Source organism: Meiothermus sp. QL-1 (assembly GCF_003351145.1).
In the GTDB taxonomy this organism is placed as follows: Bacteria; Deinococcota; Deinococci; order Deinococcales; family Thermaceae; genus Meiothermus.
Window position 1 is genome coordinate 173,425 of the sequence record NZ_QQSV01000003.1, and the last position, 17,290, is coordinate 190,714.

The following is a 17,290-nucleotide window of genomic DNA, read 5'->3' on the forward strand; positions in this document are numbered from 1 at the left end:
AAGAGAGCTGCCATCAACCCTTCCATCGCTTTCAGGCTACCCCAAGGAGGTCAGGCCGGGGTCAGCGGGCCCTATATGACCTCACGGAAGCCGATGGCCTCGGCCCGGGCTTGGATTTCGCGTTTGAGCAGGGCGTGTTTGGGGTCGGAGAGGTAGGGGTCGGCGGCCAGGATGGCCTGGGCCAGGGCCCGGCTTTGCTCGATGATGGCCTGGTCGCTGGCCAGGTCGCCTAGCTTCAGGTCGGGCATGCCCGACTGGCGCAGGCCGCGCAGCTCGCCGGGCCCTCTGAGCTTGAGGTCCTGCTCGGCGATGTAAAAGCCGTCGTTGGAGCTCTCCAACACCCGCAGCCGCTCCAGGGTGCGTTTGGAGGCTTCGCCGGCAATCAGGATGCAGTAGGCCTCGAGCCCCCCCCGCCCCACCCGGCCGCGGAGCTGGTGGAGCTGGGCGAGGCCGAAGCGCTCAGCGTTCTCCACAATCATCAGGGTGGCCCGGGGGATGTCCACCCCCACCTCGATGACCGTGGTGGAGACCAAAAGATCGAACTCGCCCCGCCGGAAGCGCTCCATAACCTGGTCTTTTTCCTCAGGCCGCATCCTGCCGTGCAGGAGGTCGATGCGTACCTCGGGCAGCAGCCGTTCCAGCTCCTCGCGCAGGCGGGTGGCCGCGGCCAGCTCGAGCGCGGCCTCGCCCTCCTCAATCATGGGGGTCACCACGAAGACCTGGTGGCCCTTCCTGACCTCCTGGCGGGCGAAGGCGTAGGCCTGGAGGCGGCTCTTTTGTCCGAGGATGCGGGTCCTGACCGGCTGGCGTCCTGGGGGCAGCTCGTCTATCTGGGATATCTCCAGGTCGCCGTACAGGGTAAGGGCCAGCGAGCGGGGGATGGGGGTGGCCGACATCACCAGCACATCCGGGCGCTGGCCCAGAAGCCTCCGACGCTGAAGGACGCCGAAGCGGTGCTCCTCGTCGATTACGGCCAGGCCCAGGTCGAAGAACTCCACCCCCTCCTGGATGAGGGCGTGGGTGCCCACCACCACCTGGGTCTCGCCGCTTCTGAGCCTTTCCAGAACGGCTTTTTTCTCCCCCTGGCCCATGGAGCCCACCAGGAGGTCGAGGCGCACCCCCAGGGGGTAGAGGTAGCGGGTGAGGCTATCGAAGTGCTGCTTGGCCAGAATCTCGGTGGGGGCCATCAGGGCTCCCTGGACCCCGTTCTCGGCCGCCACGTACAGAGCAGCGGCCGCCACCACGGTCTTGCCCGAGCCTACATCGCCCTGCACCAGCCGGGCCATCTGCCGCTCGGACTGCATGTCGGCCAGGACCTCCGCCAGCACCCGCTCCTGGGCCCGGGTGAGGGGGAAGGGCAGCGCTGCGCGGAAGCGCTCCAGCATCCCTGGGCTCACCCGGAAGCTCCGCCCCAAAAGGGCCGAGCCCCCCGACTCGAGCATCACCTTGAGCTCCAGCAGCAGGTACTCGTCGAACTTGAGCCGATGGAGGGCCTTTTGCAGGGCTTCCTCCGACTCAGGAAAGTGGGCCTGGCGCAGGGCGAAGTCGAGGGAGGGGAGGCCCTGGGCGGGGGCATAGGCGGCCAGGGGGTCGGGGAGCTGGGGGAGGCTGGCCAGGGCCTGCCAGACCGCCCGGCGCAGGAAGGCCTGGCCCACCCCCTCCTTGGCGGCGTACACCGGAACGATTCGCCCGGTGGAGAGCGACTCCCCCCCTTCGTCCTCGAAGTACTCCACGTTCATGGAGATTGCCCCGCCCCGCTTTTGCACCCGGCCGGTGAGCACCAGGCTGGCCCCTTCCGCCACCTGTTTGAACACCCAGGGCTGGTTGAACCACACCCCGGTGAACCTCCATCCCCAGGCGTCCACAAACCGCACCTGCACCAGCTGCATCCCCTTTTTGGGGGTCTTGACCAGCTCGCGGCTAAGCACCCTGCCCACCACGGTGGCCTTGGCCCCGTCCTCCACTTCCCGCACGCTCCGCAAAAGGCGCCGGTCCTCGTAGCGCCGGGGGTAGTAGTGGAGCAGATCGCGCAGGCTGCGCAGGCCCAGCGCGGCCAGCTTCCGCCGAGACCCAGGCCCCAGCCCCAGGGCCTCGAGCGGGGTGTCGAAGCTGGGCCTCAGGGGGGGCGGACCCCCTAGGAGCTGGATGGCCTGCTGGAGCCGGGTGAGGCGGGTCTCGGGTTCCATGGTCCGGTAGCCCGCGAGGAGCCGCCGCACCTCGGGGAAGGGCTGGCCCAGGTTCTGCACCAGCCGCTCCAGCCCACCCGCCACCACCCGGTCGTGCCCGCCGTCGGCCAGCTCGCGTTCCAGCGGCTTTAGCAGGCGGAGGCGCTGCTCCTCGCGCGTCATCCTTCCCATTGTATCGGCTCTGCGGGGCACGGGCGGAAATTGTCCAGAAAGTCATGGTCGTTTGGCAGAGGGCTTTATACTTGGTGGGTATGGCTTTGTCCCAGGTAGAGGTTCTACCCAACGGCCTGACGCTGGCCGTGGAGGAGCGGCCCTGGAGCCCCGGGGTGGCTATGCAGCTTCTTTTGCCGGTGGGCGCGGTTACCGACCCCGAGGGTCTGGAGGGGGCGGCCAGCCTGCTGGAGGGCTGGCTGTGGAAGGGGGCCGGTCCTTACGATGCGCGGGCGCTGGCCGATGCCTTCGACCGATTGGGGGTGCGGCGGGCCAGCTCCAGCGGGCTCGAGCACACCACCTTTACCGCTCAGTTCCTCGCCGACAAGCTTTCTGCGGTGCTCAGGCTTTACGCCGAGGTGCTTCAGCGCCCTCACCTGCCCGAGGAAGGGCTGGAGGCGGTCCGCCAGATGGCCCTGCAGGGGCTGGCCGCGTTGGAGGACCAGCCTCCTAAGAAGATGTTCGTCGCCCTGCGCCGGGCGGTCTTCCAAAGCCCCCATGGGCGCAACCCGGAGGGGGTGAGGGCCCACCTCGAGGCCGCCCGGGCAGCGGATTTGCGCGAGGACTTTGCCCGCCGGTATGCCCCTCGGGGGGCCATTCTGGCCCTGGTGGGCGGGGTGAGCTACGAGGCGGCCCGCTCGGCGGTGCTGGAGGCCTTAGGGGGCTGGCAGGGCGAGGGGGTGCCCCACCCACCGGTGGTGCTCAACCCACCCTGTGCTTTGCACCTGGAACAGGAAACTGCCCAGGTACAGATTGGCCTCATCTACCCCGATGTGGGCTTCGACCACCCCGAGTACTACACCGCCCGCCTGGCGGTGCAGGTGCTTTCGGGGGGTATGAGCAGCCGCCTTTTCACCGAGGTGCGGGAGAAGCGGGGGCTGGTCTACTCGGTCTACGCCACCTCTGGGGGGGTGCGCGGCTACAGCTACCTCATGGCCTACGCCGGCACCACCCCTGAGCGGGCCGACGAGACGCTGCGGGTCCTCGAGGCCGAGATTGCCCGGTTGGCCGAAGGGGTGAGCGAGGAGGAGCTTGCGCGGACCAAAATCGGCCTCCGCGCAGCCTTGGTGATGCAGGACGAATCGGCCCGCTCCAGGGCCGCCAGCATGGCCCGCGACCTCTTCGTGCTGGGCCGGGTGCGCTCGCTGGACGAGATCGAGGCCCAGATTGCCGCAGTGGACATAGCCCGCCTCAACCGCTATCTGGCCGAAAACCCCTACCGGAACCCCTGGGTGGCCACCCTGGGGCCGCGCAAGCTGGTGATGCGATGAGAACCCCGACGCTTTCTAGAGTAGAGTTCAAGGAGGCCGTGCTGGAAAACGGCCTGACGGTGATAGCCGAGATTAACCCGGAGGCCCGGAGCGTGGCTCTGGGCTACTTCTGCAAGACCGGCAGCCGCGACGAGACCCCTGAGGTAGCCGGGGTCTCCCACTTCCTGGAGCACATGCTCTTCAAGGGCAGCGAGCGGCGGGGGGCCTTGGAGGTGAACCTCGAGTTCGACCGACTGGGTGCCCAGTACAACGCCTTTACCTCGGAGGAGAACACCGTCTACTACGGGGCGGTGCTGCCGGAGTTCGCCCCCGCGCTTCTGGAGCTCTGGACCGATTTGATGCGCCCTGCTTTGCGCCCGGAGGACTTCGAGACCGAGAAGCAGGTGATTTTGGAGGAAATCGCCCTCTACGAGGACCGCCCCCAGGCGATGCTCTTTGACTGGGGGCGCGCCCGCTACTTCCGCGGCCATCCTCTGGGCAACAGCGTGCTGGGCACCAAGGCCAGCATCACCGCCCTCACCCGCGAGCAGATGGCGGCCTACCAGGCCCGCCGCTATGTGCCCTCCAACCTGGTGCTGGCCCTGGCCGGCAAGGTGGACTGGGAGCGCACCTTGGCCCAGGTGGAGGCCCTCACCGCCCACTGGCCCAGGGGCCAGGCCCCCCGGGCCTACCCGGCGCTCGAGCCGGCCAGTGGCGAGCTGCGCGAGCCCTACCCCAAGGCCACCCAGGCCTACCTGGCCTTCTTTGCCCCGGGGGTATCGGCCCAGGACCCGCGCCGCTACGCGGCCCACCTGCTGGCCCGCATCCTGGGGGGGGAGGACAACAGCCGCCTACACTGGGCCCTGGCCGACAAGGGTCTGGTGGAATCGGTGGGCGCCGGGATAGACGAGGCCGACAGGGCCGGGCTGTTCTACGTGCACGTCCAGGCCGACCCCAAAAACGAGGGGGTGGTGCGGGAGGTGCTGTACCAGGAGCTTGCGCGTCTGGAGCGCGAAGGGGTGCGGGAGGAGGAGCTGGAACAGGCCAAAAACAAGCTGGCCACGGCCCTGGCCTTTGCCGGTGAGACCCCCATGCAGCGCCTGATGAGCATAGGCCTGGACTACCTATACAACCAGACCTACACGCCTTTGGATGAGGTCGCCCGAAGGGTGACGGCGGTGACGCGGGACGAGGTAGAGGCCCTGCTGGAAGAGAGGCCCTTCAGCCGCGGTTTTCTCTACAGCCTGGTCCCCGCCTGAGCTCAGTGGGGTCTGGCCAGCACCAGCGTCCAGTAGGTGCGGTAGGTGTTGACAGAGTTCCCTTCAACCACCGCCGCCCCTATCTCGCTGAAGCTCTGGCTCTTGATGGCCTGGCAGTGGCCGGTCTGGCTGGAGAGCCAGGCCCGTATGACCGAGGGCATATCGGGTTGGCCGGCGGCGATGTTCTCGCCCCAGCTTGCGGCCCGGTAGCCGGTTCTTTGAATGCGCTGGCCGGGGTTGGAGCCGTCGGAGCCGGTGTGGGAAAAGAAGTTGTGCTGCTGCATGTCCTGGCTGTGGGCCAGCGCGGCCTGGGCGAGCTGGGCGTTCCACCGCACCGGGGGTGCAGGCTGGGGAAAGTCCTGGCCGGCGCAGCGGCAGGGGGTGGCGCGCACCTGGTTCAGGGCCTGGGTGAAGGCATCGGGAACGAGGCCCGAGCCGGGAGCGCTGAAGGCCACCTGGCTGCAGGCGGGAAGCTCCGGGGTGGAGGAGGTCCCGGGGGTGCTGCAGGCGACAAGCATGAGCAGTGACCAGAGCCATGCGCGCATACCAGGCCATACTCTACACGCTCCCGGGCTGGCCCTGACCTGAACCTGCACCAAAGGGCGCTAGTATGGTGGGGATGCGCGCGGTGGGGCTTTGCCTGGTGCTGCTGGCCGGGGCCTTGGCCCAGTCGCCCTTGGAGCTCGAGGTGCTGCGGCGGACCAACGAGGCCCGGCAGGCGCAGGGGCTCGGGCCCCTGGTCTGGGATGCGCTGGCCCACAGGGCCGCGCTTCACCACGCCCAGGACATGCTCAAGCGCAACTACTTCGCCCATCGTAGCCCCGAAGGGCAGGGGCCCGCCGAGCGGTTGCAGCGGGCAGGGGTGCTGGAGGTGGCCGTCGGGGAGAACCTGGCGCAGTTTGCCGGCTACCCTGAGGCCGAGGTCCCCCGGCGGGCCCTGGAGGGCTGGCTCGAGAGCCCCGGCCACCGGGCCAACCTGCTCAACCCCCGTTTCACTCACCTGGGGGTGGGGCTGGTGCGGGAGGGGCGGCGGGTGGTGGTGGTGCAGAACTTTGTCGCCCGGCCCTTTGAGCTGGGGGTGGAGCGCGCGCCGGTCCAGGCCGAGCGGACCATCCTGCGGCTTTCCGGCACCGCCCCGGGAACGCTGGGGGTTTTTCTGGGCGACCACCTGTTCGCCCGCCTCGAGCCGCCCATCTCGGCCCACCTGGAGCTGCCGCCCGGGGCCCAGGTGCGCTATGCCCTCTACGACGGAAAGGGCTGGTGGGCGGTCCGGAACGGTGAGCAGGGCCTTTCGCTGGAGGTAGCCCTGGAGCGCCGCTTCGCGCCCGGGCAGCGCGTGGACCTGCGCCTGCCGCGAGGGGCCTTTGTGCTGGCCCTGGGGGCCGAGCCGCGGCTGTGGCAGAGCGTGGAGGGGCCGGCGCGGCTGACCCTTACCCTGCCCTCCACCCTGGGGGCTCTTTGGGTGGGGCAGCGGCAGGGGGGAAGGGTCCTCTATACCCACCGGATTCCCCTGTCGTAGGGGCAATGGACATCCGCGCAGGGAACGTGGAGAATGGTCCCCAATGGCCGAGATCCTACCCATCCGCCTCTACGGCGACCCTATTTTGAAGAAGAAAGCCCAGCCGGTGCGCGATTTTAGCAGCCTACCGCGGCTGGCCGAGGATATGCTCGAGACCATGTTCGAGGCCCGGGGGGTGGGGCTGGCGGCCCCGCAGGTGGGTCTGAGCCAGCGGCTCTTCGTGGCCGCCTTGTACCAGGATGAGGACGGGGAGGAAGGGGAGGAGGCCCCCTTGCGGACGCGGGTCAAGGAGGTCTACGTGATGGCCAACCCCGTCATCACCCACCGCGAGGGGAGCCAGTCCATCCTCGAGGGCTGCCTCTCCCTGCCCGGGCTTTACGCCGAGGGGGCCCAGCGCGACCTGAGGGTGCGGGTGGAGTACCAGAACGAACGGGGAGAGCCCAGGGTTCTGGAGGCCGAGGGCTACTTTGCGGTGGTGCTCCAGCACGAGATTGACCACCTGGACGGAATCCTCTTCTTCCAGCGGATGCCCCTGCCCCTCCGGCAGCGCTTTTTGGAGGAACACCGCGAGGACCTGGCCCTTTTCCAGCGGCGGGCCCGGGCCTTCCTGCGGGAGGCCGGCCAGCGGTAGCCATGGGGCGCCGACTGGCCTTCTTTGGCTCGCCGGCCTGGGCCCTGCCGGTGCTGGAGGCCCTCTGCCAGCACCACGAGGTGGCCCTGGTGGTCACCCAGCCCGACAAGCCCGCAGGCCGCGGTCTCAGGCTGACCCCCTGCCCGGTGGCGGCCTGGGCGGAGGCGAGGGGCCTTAGGGTGGAGAAGCCCGCGCGGCTTCGTAAAAACCCTGAGTTCCTGGCGCTTTTTCAAAGCCTGGGCCTCGAGGTTGCCGTCACCGCAGCCTATGGCAAAATCCTCCCCGCCGAGCTGTTGGAGGTGCCCGAATACGGCTTCCTCAACCTGCATCCCTCCGACCTGCCCAAGTACCGGGGCCCCGCGCCGGTGCAGTGGACGCTCATCAACGGCGAGACCGAGACCGCAGTCTGCATCATGCAGACCGATGCGGGCATGGACACCGGCCCCATCCTGGCCCGCTGGCGCACCCCTATAGGCCCTGACGAGACTGCGGTGGAGCTTTCCGAGCGGCTTCGCGCCAAGGGCATTGAGCTCCTGCTCGGCCTGCTGGAGAATCTAGAGCACCTGAATCCCTCCCCCCAGCCCCCCCAGGGCACCCATGCCCCCATGCTGCGAAAGGAGGATGGCCGGATACGCTGGGCGGATAGCGCCGCGGCCATCTACAACCGCCACCGGGGGGTGCAGCCCTGGCCCGGGAGCTGGTTCAGCTTCCAGGGGAGGCGGGTCCAGGTCTTGCGGATGCGCAAGGAAGACCTGCCTCCGGCCTCGCCGGGGACGGTGGTGGGGATCGGGGAAGGGGTGATGGTGGCCGCGGGCGAGGGGGGCATAGCCCTGCTCGAGGTCAAGCCCGAGGGAAGGAGGCCCATGCCCGCCGCCGACTGGGCTCGAGGGGTCCGGCTACTGCCTGGGGCAGAACTGGTTTGAGCTGGGCTGGGGCGCGGGTATCCTGGAGCCGGTGAAACTGGCGGACCGATACCAGCTTCTGGCCCCCCTGGGTGAGGGGGGAATGGCCGAGGTCTGGAAGGCGCTCGATTTGCGCATGGACCGGCCGGTGGCGGTGAAGATCCTTCACGCCTATCTGCACCCGAGCGAGCGCCAGCGCTTTTTCCAGGAGGTGAGGGCCCTCTCCCGCCTCTCCCACCCTGGGGTGGTGCAGGTCTTCGATTTGGGGGAGGAGGCGGGGCGCACCTACTTCGTGATGGAGCTGGTCGAGGGGGGCAGCTACGACCGGCTGGGCCCCTTTGAGGATGGGATGGAAGGCCTGCGCCTGCTTTTGGCTTCGGCCCGGGTGTTGGAGGCGCTGGCCCATCTGCACGCCCGGGGGGTAATCCACCGCGACCTCACCCCGCGCAACATCCTGGTCACGCTGGAGGGCCAGCCCAAGCTGATGGACCTGGGCCTGGCCTACCTGATGCAGGAAAGCCGCCACCTTACCCGCACCGGCATCACCGTGGGCACCCCAGAGTATATGGCCCCCGAGCAGGCCAAGGGCCTCCCCCTCACCCCCCAGGCCGACCTCTACAGCTTTGGGGCGGTGCTCTACCGCACCCTGACGGGAAAGCCCCTCTTCGAGGGGGAGAACGACCAGTCGGTGCTCTACCAACACGTTTACGAGGTGCCCGCCCCCCCTCAGGCGCGCAATCCGGCTGTGCCGCCGGCGGTGGCCGAGCTGGTGCTGGCCCTTTTGCAGAAAAACCCGGCCGAGCGCCCGGCCAGCGCCCGGGCGGCCCACGCGGTCCTGGAGGAGGCTTTGCGCACCTACCGCGAGCACCTTTCGGCCACCCCCAGGGCCGGTGCCAGCCGCAGCGGGCACTACCCAAGCGGTCCGGCCCGGCCAGAGCGGCTCGAGCTCGCCGGTACCTTCGACCTTGCCGGGCAGGTGGCCTGGCCGGGTGAGCTGGTGGCGCGGGAGGGAAACCTCTGGGTGGGGGCCGGACAGGGGCTTGCCCGGCTCGATCTGGCCGATGGCGCCCTGCATCGCTACCGCCTGGGCGATGAGGTCTCGGCTCCTCCAGTGGTGGACGGGTCGCGGGTCTATGTGGCGGCCTGGGACGGCCGCCTGACCGCCCTCACCCTTTCTGGGCGGCCGGTGCTGAGCTTTCCCACCCGGGCCGAGATTACCGCCGCCCCGCTGGTGGCTGGGCTCATCTATCTTCCAGGGCGGGATGGGTTCTTGTACGCCCTCGACGCCAGTGGCACCCTGCGCTGGGGTTTCCAGGCTGGGAGTGAGCTTTCGGCCCCGCCCACGCTTTACCGGGGGCTCCTCTTCGTGGCCGCGGAGAGCGGCTGGCTTTTTGCCCTGGACCCCGAAACGGGCCGCCTGCGCTACAAGGTGGAGACCGGCCCCGTGCACACCGCCATACCTGCTCGGGGGGGGCTTCTGTTCATCCCTACCTGGGCCGGGGAGATTCATGCCTTCGACCCTCTCACCCGCGAGGTGCAGTGGAGCTTCGACCTGGAGGGTGAGCTTTGGGGTGCACCGGCTCTGGACGAACGGAACCTGTACGCCGCCAGTTGGGCAGGGAAGCTTTACGCTCTGAACCAAAGAACCGGGGATGTGGTGTGGGAGCTCAAGGTCGGCAAGGTCACCGCAGCCCTCTCCATCGCCCACGGGGTGCTCTACCTGGGTACCGAGGAGGGGCGGGTGCTGGGGGTGGATGCTCAGAGTGGGCGCCTGGTCTTCGAGGCCAGCGGCCTGGGCCCCATCCAGGTGCCGCCTTTGCCCTACCGGGGGGCGCTTTATGTGGCCACGCTAGCGGGGAAGCTGTACCGGTTTGCATGAGGCGGCCCCTGGGGTGGCGCTGGGTTAGACTGTTCGGTGTCTTTGCGCCTGACCGACGAGCAGCAGGCCATTGTGGCCCACAACGAGGGGCCTGCGCTGGTTTTCGCCGTGGCCGGGGCCGGCAAGACCACCGCGCTGGTGCACCGCATCGAGCGCCTGGTGCGGGAGGAGGTCTTCGAGCCGCGCAAAATCCTGGCCACTTCCTTCAGCCGTATGGCGGTGGACGACCTCAGGCAGGCGCTCTCGCGCTGGCCCCACACCCTGGGGGTGCAGGTTTCCACCCTGCATGCGCTCTGCTACCGCATCTTGCGCAAGGCTGAGCGGGAGGGCCTCTGGCCTGGAGCTGAGCTCAGGGAAGAGGCCGAGCGGATTCTGCTGCAACGCGCGATGCAGCGGGCCCGCGAGCTCAGGTGCTCCTGGGTTTCCGAGCTGGACGGCCTCGAGCCCGAGGACTTCCTGAACTACGTGGGGGCCTGTAAAGGCAACCTGCAGTACGCCGACCTGAAGGGGGCCGGGCTGCCTCCAGCGGCCCTGCGGGTGGCTGCGCAGGCGAAGGCCCCCGAGGGGCTCGAGTGGTACCTGGACCTGTACCGGCTTTTCGAGCAGGTGCGGCGGGAGGAAGGAATTCTTACCTTCGACGACATGCTGATGCAGGGCTGGGAGGTGCTGGTGCGGCACCCCGATTTACTCCAGGCGGTGCAACGGGCCTTTCAGGCAGTGCTGGTGGACGAGTTCCAGGATGTGAACCTGGCCCAGTCGGAGCTGCTCGACCTGATTACCGCGCCGCACCGCAACTACATGGCGGTGGGCGACGACGACCAGACCATCTACGAGTGGCGGGGGGCCAGTCCACGCTTCATCCTGGAATTCGCTCGCCGGTACGGGGCGAAAAAATACCTGATCCGCGACACCTTTCGCTGCCCGCTGCCCCAGGCCTTGCTGGCCAACCAGGTCATCGCCCAGAATCCCCAGCGCGAGCCCAAGCGGCTGAGCCCCGTTCGGCTGGGAAAGGGGCGGGTGCACCTGTGTTTGCCGCCCCACGCGCCGGCCCAGGCCCTGGCCCTGGTGGACGAGGTTGAGTCCCTGCAGGCGCAGGGCTACCGGCTTGACCAGATGGTGGTGCTCCTCCGGCTCTACGCCCAGACCCCCTATCTGGAGCAGCTTCTCCTCGAGCGCTCCATCCCCTACCAGGTGGTGGGCAGCCCTCCCTTCTACCAGCGGCCGGAGATCAGGGTGCTGTTGAGCTATCTGCGCCTGGCTTTGGGCGAGGGGGAGGCGCAGGACTGGTTTGCCGTTTACAACACGCCCAAGCGCTACCTGAGCCGGGCTGTGGCCGAGGTGGTTTGGCGGAGGGCGCAGGAGGTGGGGCTGGAGGAGGCTTTGGTGCAGGTGGCGCACCAGGAAGTTTCGGCTCAGAGGCCGCTGCTCGAGCTGGCCGAGCTTTTTTTCTGGCTCCGCTCTGCTGCGGGTGCGCCCGCCCATGCCGTGTTGGAAGCCCTGGAGCGGCGCCTGGACTATTCCCGCCACCTTCTTCGCGGCTTGCCCGAGGTGGGGGCGGGTCGGGTGGAGGGGGTGCGGGTCTTCATCGAGTACGCGCGGGACAAGGGCCAGGTGCGCGACCTCCTTGCCCACCTGCGCGAGCTGGTTCGGTGGCACGACGGTACTAGCGCCGAGCGGCTCAGCCTGATGAGCATTCATCGGTCGAAGGGCCTCGAGTGGCCCATAGTCTTCCTCCCAGACTGCAACCTGGGCACGTTTCCCTATAGCAGCGGAAACCTGGAGGAGGAGCGGCGGCTTTTCTACGTGGCCCTCACCCGCAGCTCGAGCCACACCTACCTCTATGCCCTATCCTCCCTGCCCCTCTCGCCCTTTTTGCAGGAGGCGGAGGTGTTGGAAGCAGCCGAGCGGCTGGAGAAGGCCCTAGCCCAGCCCCCCGAGGCTCTTTCCACCGCTGCGCTGGTGGCCCTGGCCCGGGAGGTAGCCGCGTTCGGCCTGGAGCGCTTTCTCTCCCACTGGTGGCCCGCTACGGCCCGGCTTGTGGCCCGGGTGCTGCGCCTTTTCGCCAGGGCCGAGGCTATGGGGCTTTCGGCTGCGCTGGGGCTTACGGCGGAGGCCAAAAAGGTCTGGGCGGACCTTGGTAGCGAGCCAGGCGAGGGCCCTCCGGGAGAATTTGCCGACCTGGCCGCCCTTGCACCCCAGCCAAAGAGCGGGCCTTTGCCCGGGCAGTGGGTGCGACACCTCCAGTTTGGCGTGGGCCGGGTGGTGGCGTTGGAGGATGGGGTGGTCACGGTGGCCTTTGCTGAAGGGATGCGGCGGCTGGCTCTGCGCTATGCCCGGCTCGAGGTGCTCGGTTAATGGGGATGGACCGGCTCAGGTGCTGTTCAGCAGCCTGGCCACCTTCTTAAGCTCGGCCACCAGGTCCTTGCGCACCAGCAGGGTGACCTTCCCATGCCGCACCACCACGGTGTCCTGGAGGCCGATCGTCACCACCAGCTCGTCCTCGGGGGCGTAGATGATGGCCCCCTCGGTGTGCAGGCCCAGGTGCCGGCCCAAAGCCAGGTTGGGCCCCTCCTTGGGAAAGTGCCGCTCCAGGGCGGTCCAGTCGCCCAAGTCGTCCCAAGGAAAGGTGGCGAGCACCATGTAGGCCCGCTGGCTTTTTTCGCTCACCGCGTAGTCCAGGCTAATCTTTTCTCCGCGGCCTTCCAGCACCCAAGGGGCGTGCTGCTGGAACTCCTCGAGCCACACCCTTCTTTGGGCCAGGTAGATGCCGGCGTTCCAGTAGTAGCGGCCGCTGGCCACGAACTCTTCGGCCAGCTCCGGGTTGGGCTTCTCTCGAAAGCGGGCCACGCGGTAGACCCCGGGCCGCACCTCAGCGCCCTTTTCCAGGTACCCGTACCCGGTGGCAGGGTATGCGGCTGGGACCCCTATGGTGAAGAGGCCGGGGAGTTCTGCTGCGGCGCATAGGGCCTGCTCGAGGTCCCGGGCAAAGGCTTGTTCGTCGCCTACGTGGTGGTCGGCGGGGAAGAAGGCCAACACCCCTTCCGGTAGCCTTTTCAGGGCAAGGGCCACGGCGAAGGCGGTGTCCTTGGGTTCAGGCTCCAGAAGCAGGTTGTCCTCAGGCAACCAGGGCAAGTGCTCCCGCACCAGCGGTGCAAGCTGCGGTGGGGCTGCCACGAACACACTGGCCTCACCGAAGATCCCCCTGAGCCGCTCGCCCGTGGTCTCCAGCAGGCTTTTGGGGCCGAAAAGGCGCAGGAAAGGCTTGGGTTGCTCAGGAGTGGAAAGGGGCCAGAACCGTTCTCCTCGCCCTCCGGCCAAGATTACCGCCAGCCGCCTCATGCCCCCACCACCCTTCGAGCCTCCTGCAAGAGCGCCCCCACCAACCCAGGCGAGGTGGCCTCCACATAAAGCCGCAGCACCGGCTCGGTGCCCGAAGCGCGGAAGAGCACCCAGGCCTCGGGGTAGAGCCACTTCACCCCGTCCAACGCCTCCACCCCTACCGGCCGAAGCCCCGCCAGCGCGCGCGGCTCCTGCAGGGAGGCCAGGTCCAGAGGGGCTTCCAGAGGGAGGTCGAGCCGGTCGTAGGCGTGGGGCAGGCCGACCAGGGATTCCACTTGCTTGAACTGCTCCTCCAGGTCCTCCCCCGTGACCGCCAGGCTTTCTAGTAGGAGGAGGGCGGCTAGAAGACCATCGCGCTCGGGCAGGTGTTCAGGCAGGCCCACCCCTCCCGACTCCTCTCCTCCGAGAAAGGCCCCGCCCAAACTCGTCCTTGATCCACTTAAAGCCGATGGGGGTGGTGGTGACAGCAAAGCCCAGCCGCTGGCCTAGGTGGTCTATCAGCCAGCTCACCGCAAAGTTTTTCACCACCCGGCCCCGGTATCCCCGAAGGAAGCGGTAGCGGGCCAGAACGGCCAGGATCTGGTGGGGGTTAAAGTAGGTCCCACCGGCGAGCACCACGCCTACCCGGTCGGCATCTCCATCCGTGACCGCGGCGAAGCTGGGGGGAACCTGGCCCTCGAGGGCAGAGCGGGTGAAGGCCAGGTTCCTGGGGATTGGCTCGGGGTGCACCCCGTGGAAGAGGGGGTGGGCCTCGGCCCGCAGGGGCACCACCGGGCAGGGAAGCCCCGCCTGGGTGAAGAAGTCCTGCAGGATTCCAGCCCCAGCCCCGCCCATAGCGTCGTGGAATAGGGCGAACCCAGGGTTGTCCCGGAGCCAGGCCTCCAGCGCGCTCAAGTCTACCTGCCGGGCTAGAGCCTCTAGGTAGGCAGCCTTCAGGTCCACCGTTTGGTACCCGCCCTGGCGGTCAGGGGCCTCGGCAGGGATCAGGCGTTTGATGGCGCGGGCTGTTTCTTGGGGAATGGGTCCTCCGGCAGCGTCCTTGAACTTTACCCCAAGGTACTCGGGCGGGTTGTGGCTGGCGGTGACCATGGCCCCCCCGTCGGCCCCGAGGTGCTGCACGGCGAAGGAGAGCAGGGGGGTGGGGACTGCTCCTGGCAACAGGTAGACCTCGAGGCCTAACCCGGCCAGGTGGGCGGCCAGGGCGTGGGCAAAGGCGTGGGCTTGGAAGCGGGTGTCGTGCCCAACACCACCCTCCGCCCTTCCCGCTCTTGAAGGTAGCGTCCATAGCCCTCGGCCAGCCGGTGCAGGTTGCTGAAGGTGAACTCCCGGGCCATGACTCCCCGGAAGCCTTCTGTACCGAGTTTGATCTGGGAGTACACGGCAAGCCTCCGCCGGGGTATTCTAGCAGCCCTCGCGCTACGCTATGGGTTGTCCGGGGGTTGGGTCGAGGCCCGTACCACCAGGGTAGGCTCGAAGCGGAGGGTACGGGGGCCTTCGCAATAGCCGCGGATGCGTTCCATCAAGAGCCGGGCGGCGGCTGCGCCCATATCCTCGATGGGCTGGGCTAGGGTGGAAAGCCCCCGGGCCTCGGTCCAGGGGTGGCCATCAAACCCCAGCAGGCGTACCTCCCAGCCCACCCTCAGCCCCTGCCGCTCGGCCTCCTCCAGCACCCCCAGCGCCAGCAGGTCGGCCCCGGCAAAGATGTTGTAGGGGGGAGGAGCCAGCCGCATGAAGTGCTGCAGGGCCAGCCGCCCGCCCTCGGCCGAGAAGCGGGTGGGGAAGATGTGGGTAGGGGGAAGGTCGTACCCCAGGGCCTGTAGGCCCTCCCGGAAACCCACCACCCGCTCCTTGCCCACCGTGTTGCCCATCACCCTATCCAGCTCCTCCTGCATCTCGATGGCAAAGAAGCTGCCGGGGAACTGGGCCAGGTGCTGGGCGGCCATCCGGCCGCCCAGGCGATTGTCCAGGTAGGCCGAGTCGTAGTGGGGGCTGTGGGCGTCCACCAGCACCACCGGGCGCTCGGTGGGGAACTTTTGGTGGGGCAGCAGGTGGGCCAGGCCCTGCGAGGCCACCAGCAGTCCATCGGTCTGGTAGGCTAAGGAGCGGTTTTCCAGGTAGCGCCGAAGCCGCTGGGGGGAGAAGATAGGAAAGAGCGCTATTTCGTATCGTTCATCCGCCAGGACCTGCTCAATGCCCTCCAGCAGTCGGCTGTAGAACTCGGTGGAGATGACCGGGAGAATCACCGAGACGGTGTAGCTCCGGCCCCCCGCCACGCGGCGGGCGTGGGGGTTGGGGCTGTAGCCCAGGTGGGCCATGGCCGAGAGCACCCGGTTGCGGGTTTCCGGGCGCACCGAAGGGTGGTTGTTGAGCACCCGGCTGACGGTACCGATGCCCACCTGGGCGAGGTGGGCGACTTCGTGGATGGTGGGTTTGCGTTTGGCCACAGGCGTTTCCGGTGGAAGCGTTTTCGAAAATTCTACCATACGCGAGCGCACTTTGGTCCGGTGCGTAGGCTGCTTCCATGTTGGCATTTTTTGTTTCGCGAATACTCAAAAAATGAACCTCTGGCTTCTGGGAGACCAGCTCAACCACGCCCTGGTGCGGCAGCTTGCCCCTAGACAGGTCCTGCTGGTAGAGGCCTACGAGCTGGGCCGCACCCCGCCCATGCACCCCCAGAAGCTGGTGCTCTTCTTCTCGGCCATGCGGCACTTTGCCCAGGAGCTGAGAAAGGAGGGCTACCCGGTGGTTTACCTGCGGGCCGAGCGGCTGGAGGAGGCTTTGGACCGCTATTTTGAGGAGCACCCGGGGGCCACCTTGAGCCAGGTAGAGCCGGCCGACCATGGTTTTGCCGAGCGGGTGAGGGCATGGGTTGAGGCCAGGGGCGGGCACTACCAGCTTTTGCCCAACCCCTTGTGGCTTCTGCCCGCAGAGGCCTTCGACCGCTGGGCGAAGGGGCGCGATGTCTACCGCCTGGAGCACTTTTACCGCTATATGCGCCGGCGCACCGGCTACCTGATGCAGCAAGGGCGGCCCCTGGGGGGGGTGTGGAACTTTGATAGGGAAAACCGCAAGACCCCGCCTTCGGGCTACCGTCCGCCCGAGCCCCTGCTTTTTACCCCCGACGCCCTGACCCGCTCGGTTGCGGCAATGGTGCGGGCGCGCTTTAGGGGACACTGGGGCGAAATCGAGCCCTTTGCCTGGCCGGTGACCCGGAAGGAGGCCCTGGCGGCTTTAGAGGACTTCGTGCGCCACCGGCTGCCCCAGTTTGGCCCCTACCAGGATGCCCTGCTCGAGCAGAGCTGGAGCCTGCACCACTCGCTGCTCTCGCCGGCTCTCAACCTGGGGCTTCTGCACCCAGCCGAGGTGGTGGAGCGGGCCGTGGCGGCTTGGGCGGAGGGCGGTGTGCCCCTGGCCAGCCTCGAGGGCTTCGTGCGCCAGATCATCGGCTGGCGCGAGTTCGTCTACCATGTCTACCGGCGCGAGATGCCCGCCTTAGCCCAGGCCAACCAGCTTGAGGCTGAGCGCCCTCTGCCTCCCCTCTACTGGGGGGCCCCCACGCGGATGCGCTGCTTGGCGGTGGTGGTGGGGCGGGTGCGCGAGCGGGGGTATGCCCACCACATCGAGCGGCTGATGGTGTTGGCTAACTTTGCTCTAATCTACGGGGTTCTCCCCCAGGCGGCGAACGACTGGTTCATGCGGGCTTTTGTGGACTCGGCCGACTGGGTCATGGTGCCCAACGTTTTGGGCATGGGGCTCTTTGCCTCACCGGTGCTCTCCTCCAAGCCCTACGCGGCCAGCGGGCGTTACATCGCCCGCATGGGCAATCACTGCGCGCAGTGCTTCTACAAGGTAGGGGAGACCCTGGGCGAGCAAGCCTGTCCCTTCAATAGCCTCTACTGGGACTTCCTGATAGCGCACCGCTCTCGCCTGGGGGGCCACCCCCGCCTGGGGGCGCTTTACGGGACGCTGGACCGGTGGGGCCCTGCGTTTCAGGCGGCCCTGCGCCAGCAGGCCGCTTTTTGGCGGGAACGGATTGGGCAGGGGGAGGCATAATGCGTTACTTCCCCTTCTGAAAAAGCATTACCTGGGCTTTAGGCGTGAATAACGGCGGGGCG

At 67.9% G+C, this 17,290-nt stretch carries 12 protein-coding genes and 1 pseudogene; 8 read left to right on the plus strand and 5 right to left on the minus strand.

Annotated features, from left to right (window positions below):
• Positions 1 to 71: 71 nt before the first annotated feature.
• Positions 72 to 2,357 carry an ATP-dependent DNA helicase RecG gene (recG, locus tag DV704_RS05620; RefSeq protein ID WP_114798586.1) on the minus strand — a complete coding sequence of 762 codons (2,286 nt, stop codon included), beginning with the start codon at positions 2,355 to 2,357 and terminating at the stop codon, positions 72 to 74.
• 80 nt (positions 2,358 to 2,437) lie between these two features.
• Between recG and DV704_RS05625 the strand changes: the two genes are divergently transcribed.
• Positions 2,438 to 3,667: a pitrilysin family protein gene (locus DV704_RS05625; protein ID WP_114798587.1), complete on the plus strand. Its 1,230-nt coding sequence runs from the start codon at positions 2,438 to 2,440 to the stop codon at positions 3,665 to 3,667.
• Positions 3,664 to 4,905, plus strand: coding sequence for a pitrilysin family protein (locus tag DV704_RS05630; RefSeq protein WP_114798588.1), 1,242 nt, complete (start codon positions 3,664 to 3,666; stop codon positions 4,903 to 4,905). The genes DV704_RS05625 and DV704_RS05630 overlap by 4 nt, the downstream gene beginning before the upstream one ends.
• 2 nt (positions 4,906 to 4,907) lie before the next feature.
• Here the strand turns inward: DV704_RS05630 and DV704_RS05635 are convergent, their stop codons facing one another.
• Entirely contained in the window at positions 4,908 to 5,450 is a 543-nt protein-coding gene (locus DV704_RS05635; protein WP_114798589.1) for a CAP domain-containing protein, read from the minus strand.
• 65 nt (positions 5,451 to 5,515) lie between these two features.
• Here DV704_RS05635 and DV704_RS05640 point away from each other — a divergent pair, with 65 nt between their 5' ends.
• From DV704_RS05640 to DV704_RS05660, 5 genes are read left to right on the plus strand one after another with little or no spacing between them, the layout of a single operon-like run.
• Positions 5,516 to 6,424 (plus strand): CAP domain-containing protein, encoded by a 909-nt coding sequence (locus tag DV704_RS05640; protein ID WP_233498257.1) that lies wholly within the window; start codon positions 5,516 to 5,518, stop codon positions 6,422 to 6,424.
• Positions 6,425 to 6,467: 43 nt separating this feature from the next.
• Entirely contained in the window at positions 6,468 to 7,055 is a 588-nt protein-coding gene (gene def, locus DV704_RS05645; RefSeq protein WP_114798591.1) for a peptide deformylase, read from the plus strand.
• Between the two features lie 2 nt (positions 7,056 to 7,057).
• Positions 7,058 to 7,978: a methionyl-tRNA formyltransferase gene (gene fmt / locus DV704_RS05650; protein WP_114798592.1), complete on the plus strand. Its 921-nt coding sequence runs from the start codon at positions 7,058 to 7,060 to the stop codon at positions 7,976 to 7,978.
• A gap of 22 nt (positions 7,979 to 8,000) precedes the next feature.
• Positions 8,001 to 9,836, plus strand: a complete 1,836-nt coding sequence (locus DV704_RS05655; protein WP_114798593.1) for a PQQ-binding-like beta-propeller repeat protein — start codon at positions 8,001 to 8,003, stop codon at positions 9,834 to 9,836.
• Between the two features lie 36 nt (positions 9,837 to 9,872).
• Entirely contained in the window at positions 9,873 to 12,191 is a 2,319-nt protein-coding gene (locus tag DV704_RS05660) for an ATP-dependent helicase (protein WP_114798594.1), read from the plus strand.
• A gap of 15 nt (positions 12,192 to 12,206) precedes the next feature.
• Here the strand turns inward: DV704_RS05660 and DV704_RS05665 are convergent, their stop codons facing one another.
• From DV704_RS05665 to DV704_RS05675, 3 genes and pseudogenes are all read right to left on the minus strand, one after another.
• Positions 12,207 to 13,175, minus strand: coding sequence for a mannose-1-phosphate guanylyltransferase (locus DV704_RS05665; RefSeq protein ID WP_114798595.1), 969 nt, complete (start codon positions 13,173 to 13,175; stop codon positions 12,207 to 12,209).
• Positions 13,172 to 14,509, minus strand: a pseudogene (locus tag DV704_RS05670) (phosphoglucomutase/phosphomannomutase family protein). The gene DV704_RS05665 and the pseudogene DV704_RS05670 overlap by 4 nt, the downstream one beginning before the upstream one ends.
• A gap of 87 nt (positions 14,510 to 14,596) precedes the next feature.
• Positions 14,597 to 15,619, minus strand: a complete 1,023-nt coding sequence (locus DV704_RS05675; RefSeq protein ID WP_114798596.1) for a LacI family DNA-binding transcriptional regulator — start codon at positions 15,617 to 15,619, stop codon at positions 14,597 to 14,599.
• A gap of 112 nt (positions 15,620 to 15,731) precedes the next feature.
• Here DV704_RS05675 and DV704_RS05680 point away from each other — a divergent pair, with 112 nt between their 5' ends.
• Positions 15,732 to 17,228: a cryptochrome/photolyase family protein gene (locus DV704_RS05680; protein WP_114798597.1), complete on the plus strand. Its 1,497-nt coding sequence runs from the start codon at positions 15,732 to 15,734 to the stop codon at positions 17,226 to 17,228.
• Positions 17,229 to 17,290 lie beyond the last annotated feature (62 nt).

Coding starts and splice junctions, on each gene's coding strand:
- DV704_RS05640 (WP_233498257.1), top strand. CDS start 5,516: ATGGTGGGGATGCGCGCGGTGGGGCTTTGCCTGGTGCTGCTGGCCGGG.
- fmt (WP_114798592.1), top strand. CDS start 7,058: ATGGGGCGCCGACTGGCCTTCTTTGGCTCGCCGGCCTGGGCCCTGCCG.
- DV704_RS05665 (WP_114798595.1), bottom strand. CDS start 13,175: ATGAGGCGGCTGGCGGTAATCTTGGCCGGAGGGCGAGGAGAACGGTTC.
- DV704_RS05630 (WP_114798588.1), top strand. CDS start 3,664: ATGAGAACCCCGACGCTTTCTAGAGTAGAGTTCAAGGAGGCCGTGCTG.
- recG (WP_114798586.1), bottom strand. CDS start 2,357: ATGGGAAGGATGACGCGCGAGGAGCAGCGCCTCCGCCTGCTAAAGCCG.
- DV704_RS05680 (WP_114798597.1), top strand. CDS start 15,732: ATGAACCTCTGGCTTCTGGGAGACCAGCTCAACCACGCCCTGGTGCGG.
- DV704_RS05635 (WP_114798589.1), bottom strand. CDS start 5,450: ATGCGCGCATGGCTCTGGTCACTGCTCATGCTTGTCGCCTGCAGCACC.
- def (WP_114798591.1), top strand. CDS start 6,468: ATGGCCGAGATCCTACCCATCCGCCTCTACGGCGACCCTATTTTGAAG.
- DV704_RS05625 (WP_114798587.1), top strand. CDS start 2,438: ATGGCTTTGTCCCAGGTAGAGGTTCTACCCAACGGCCTGACGCTGGCC.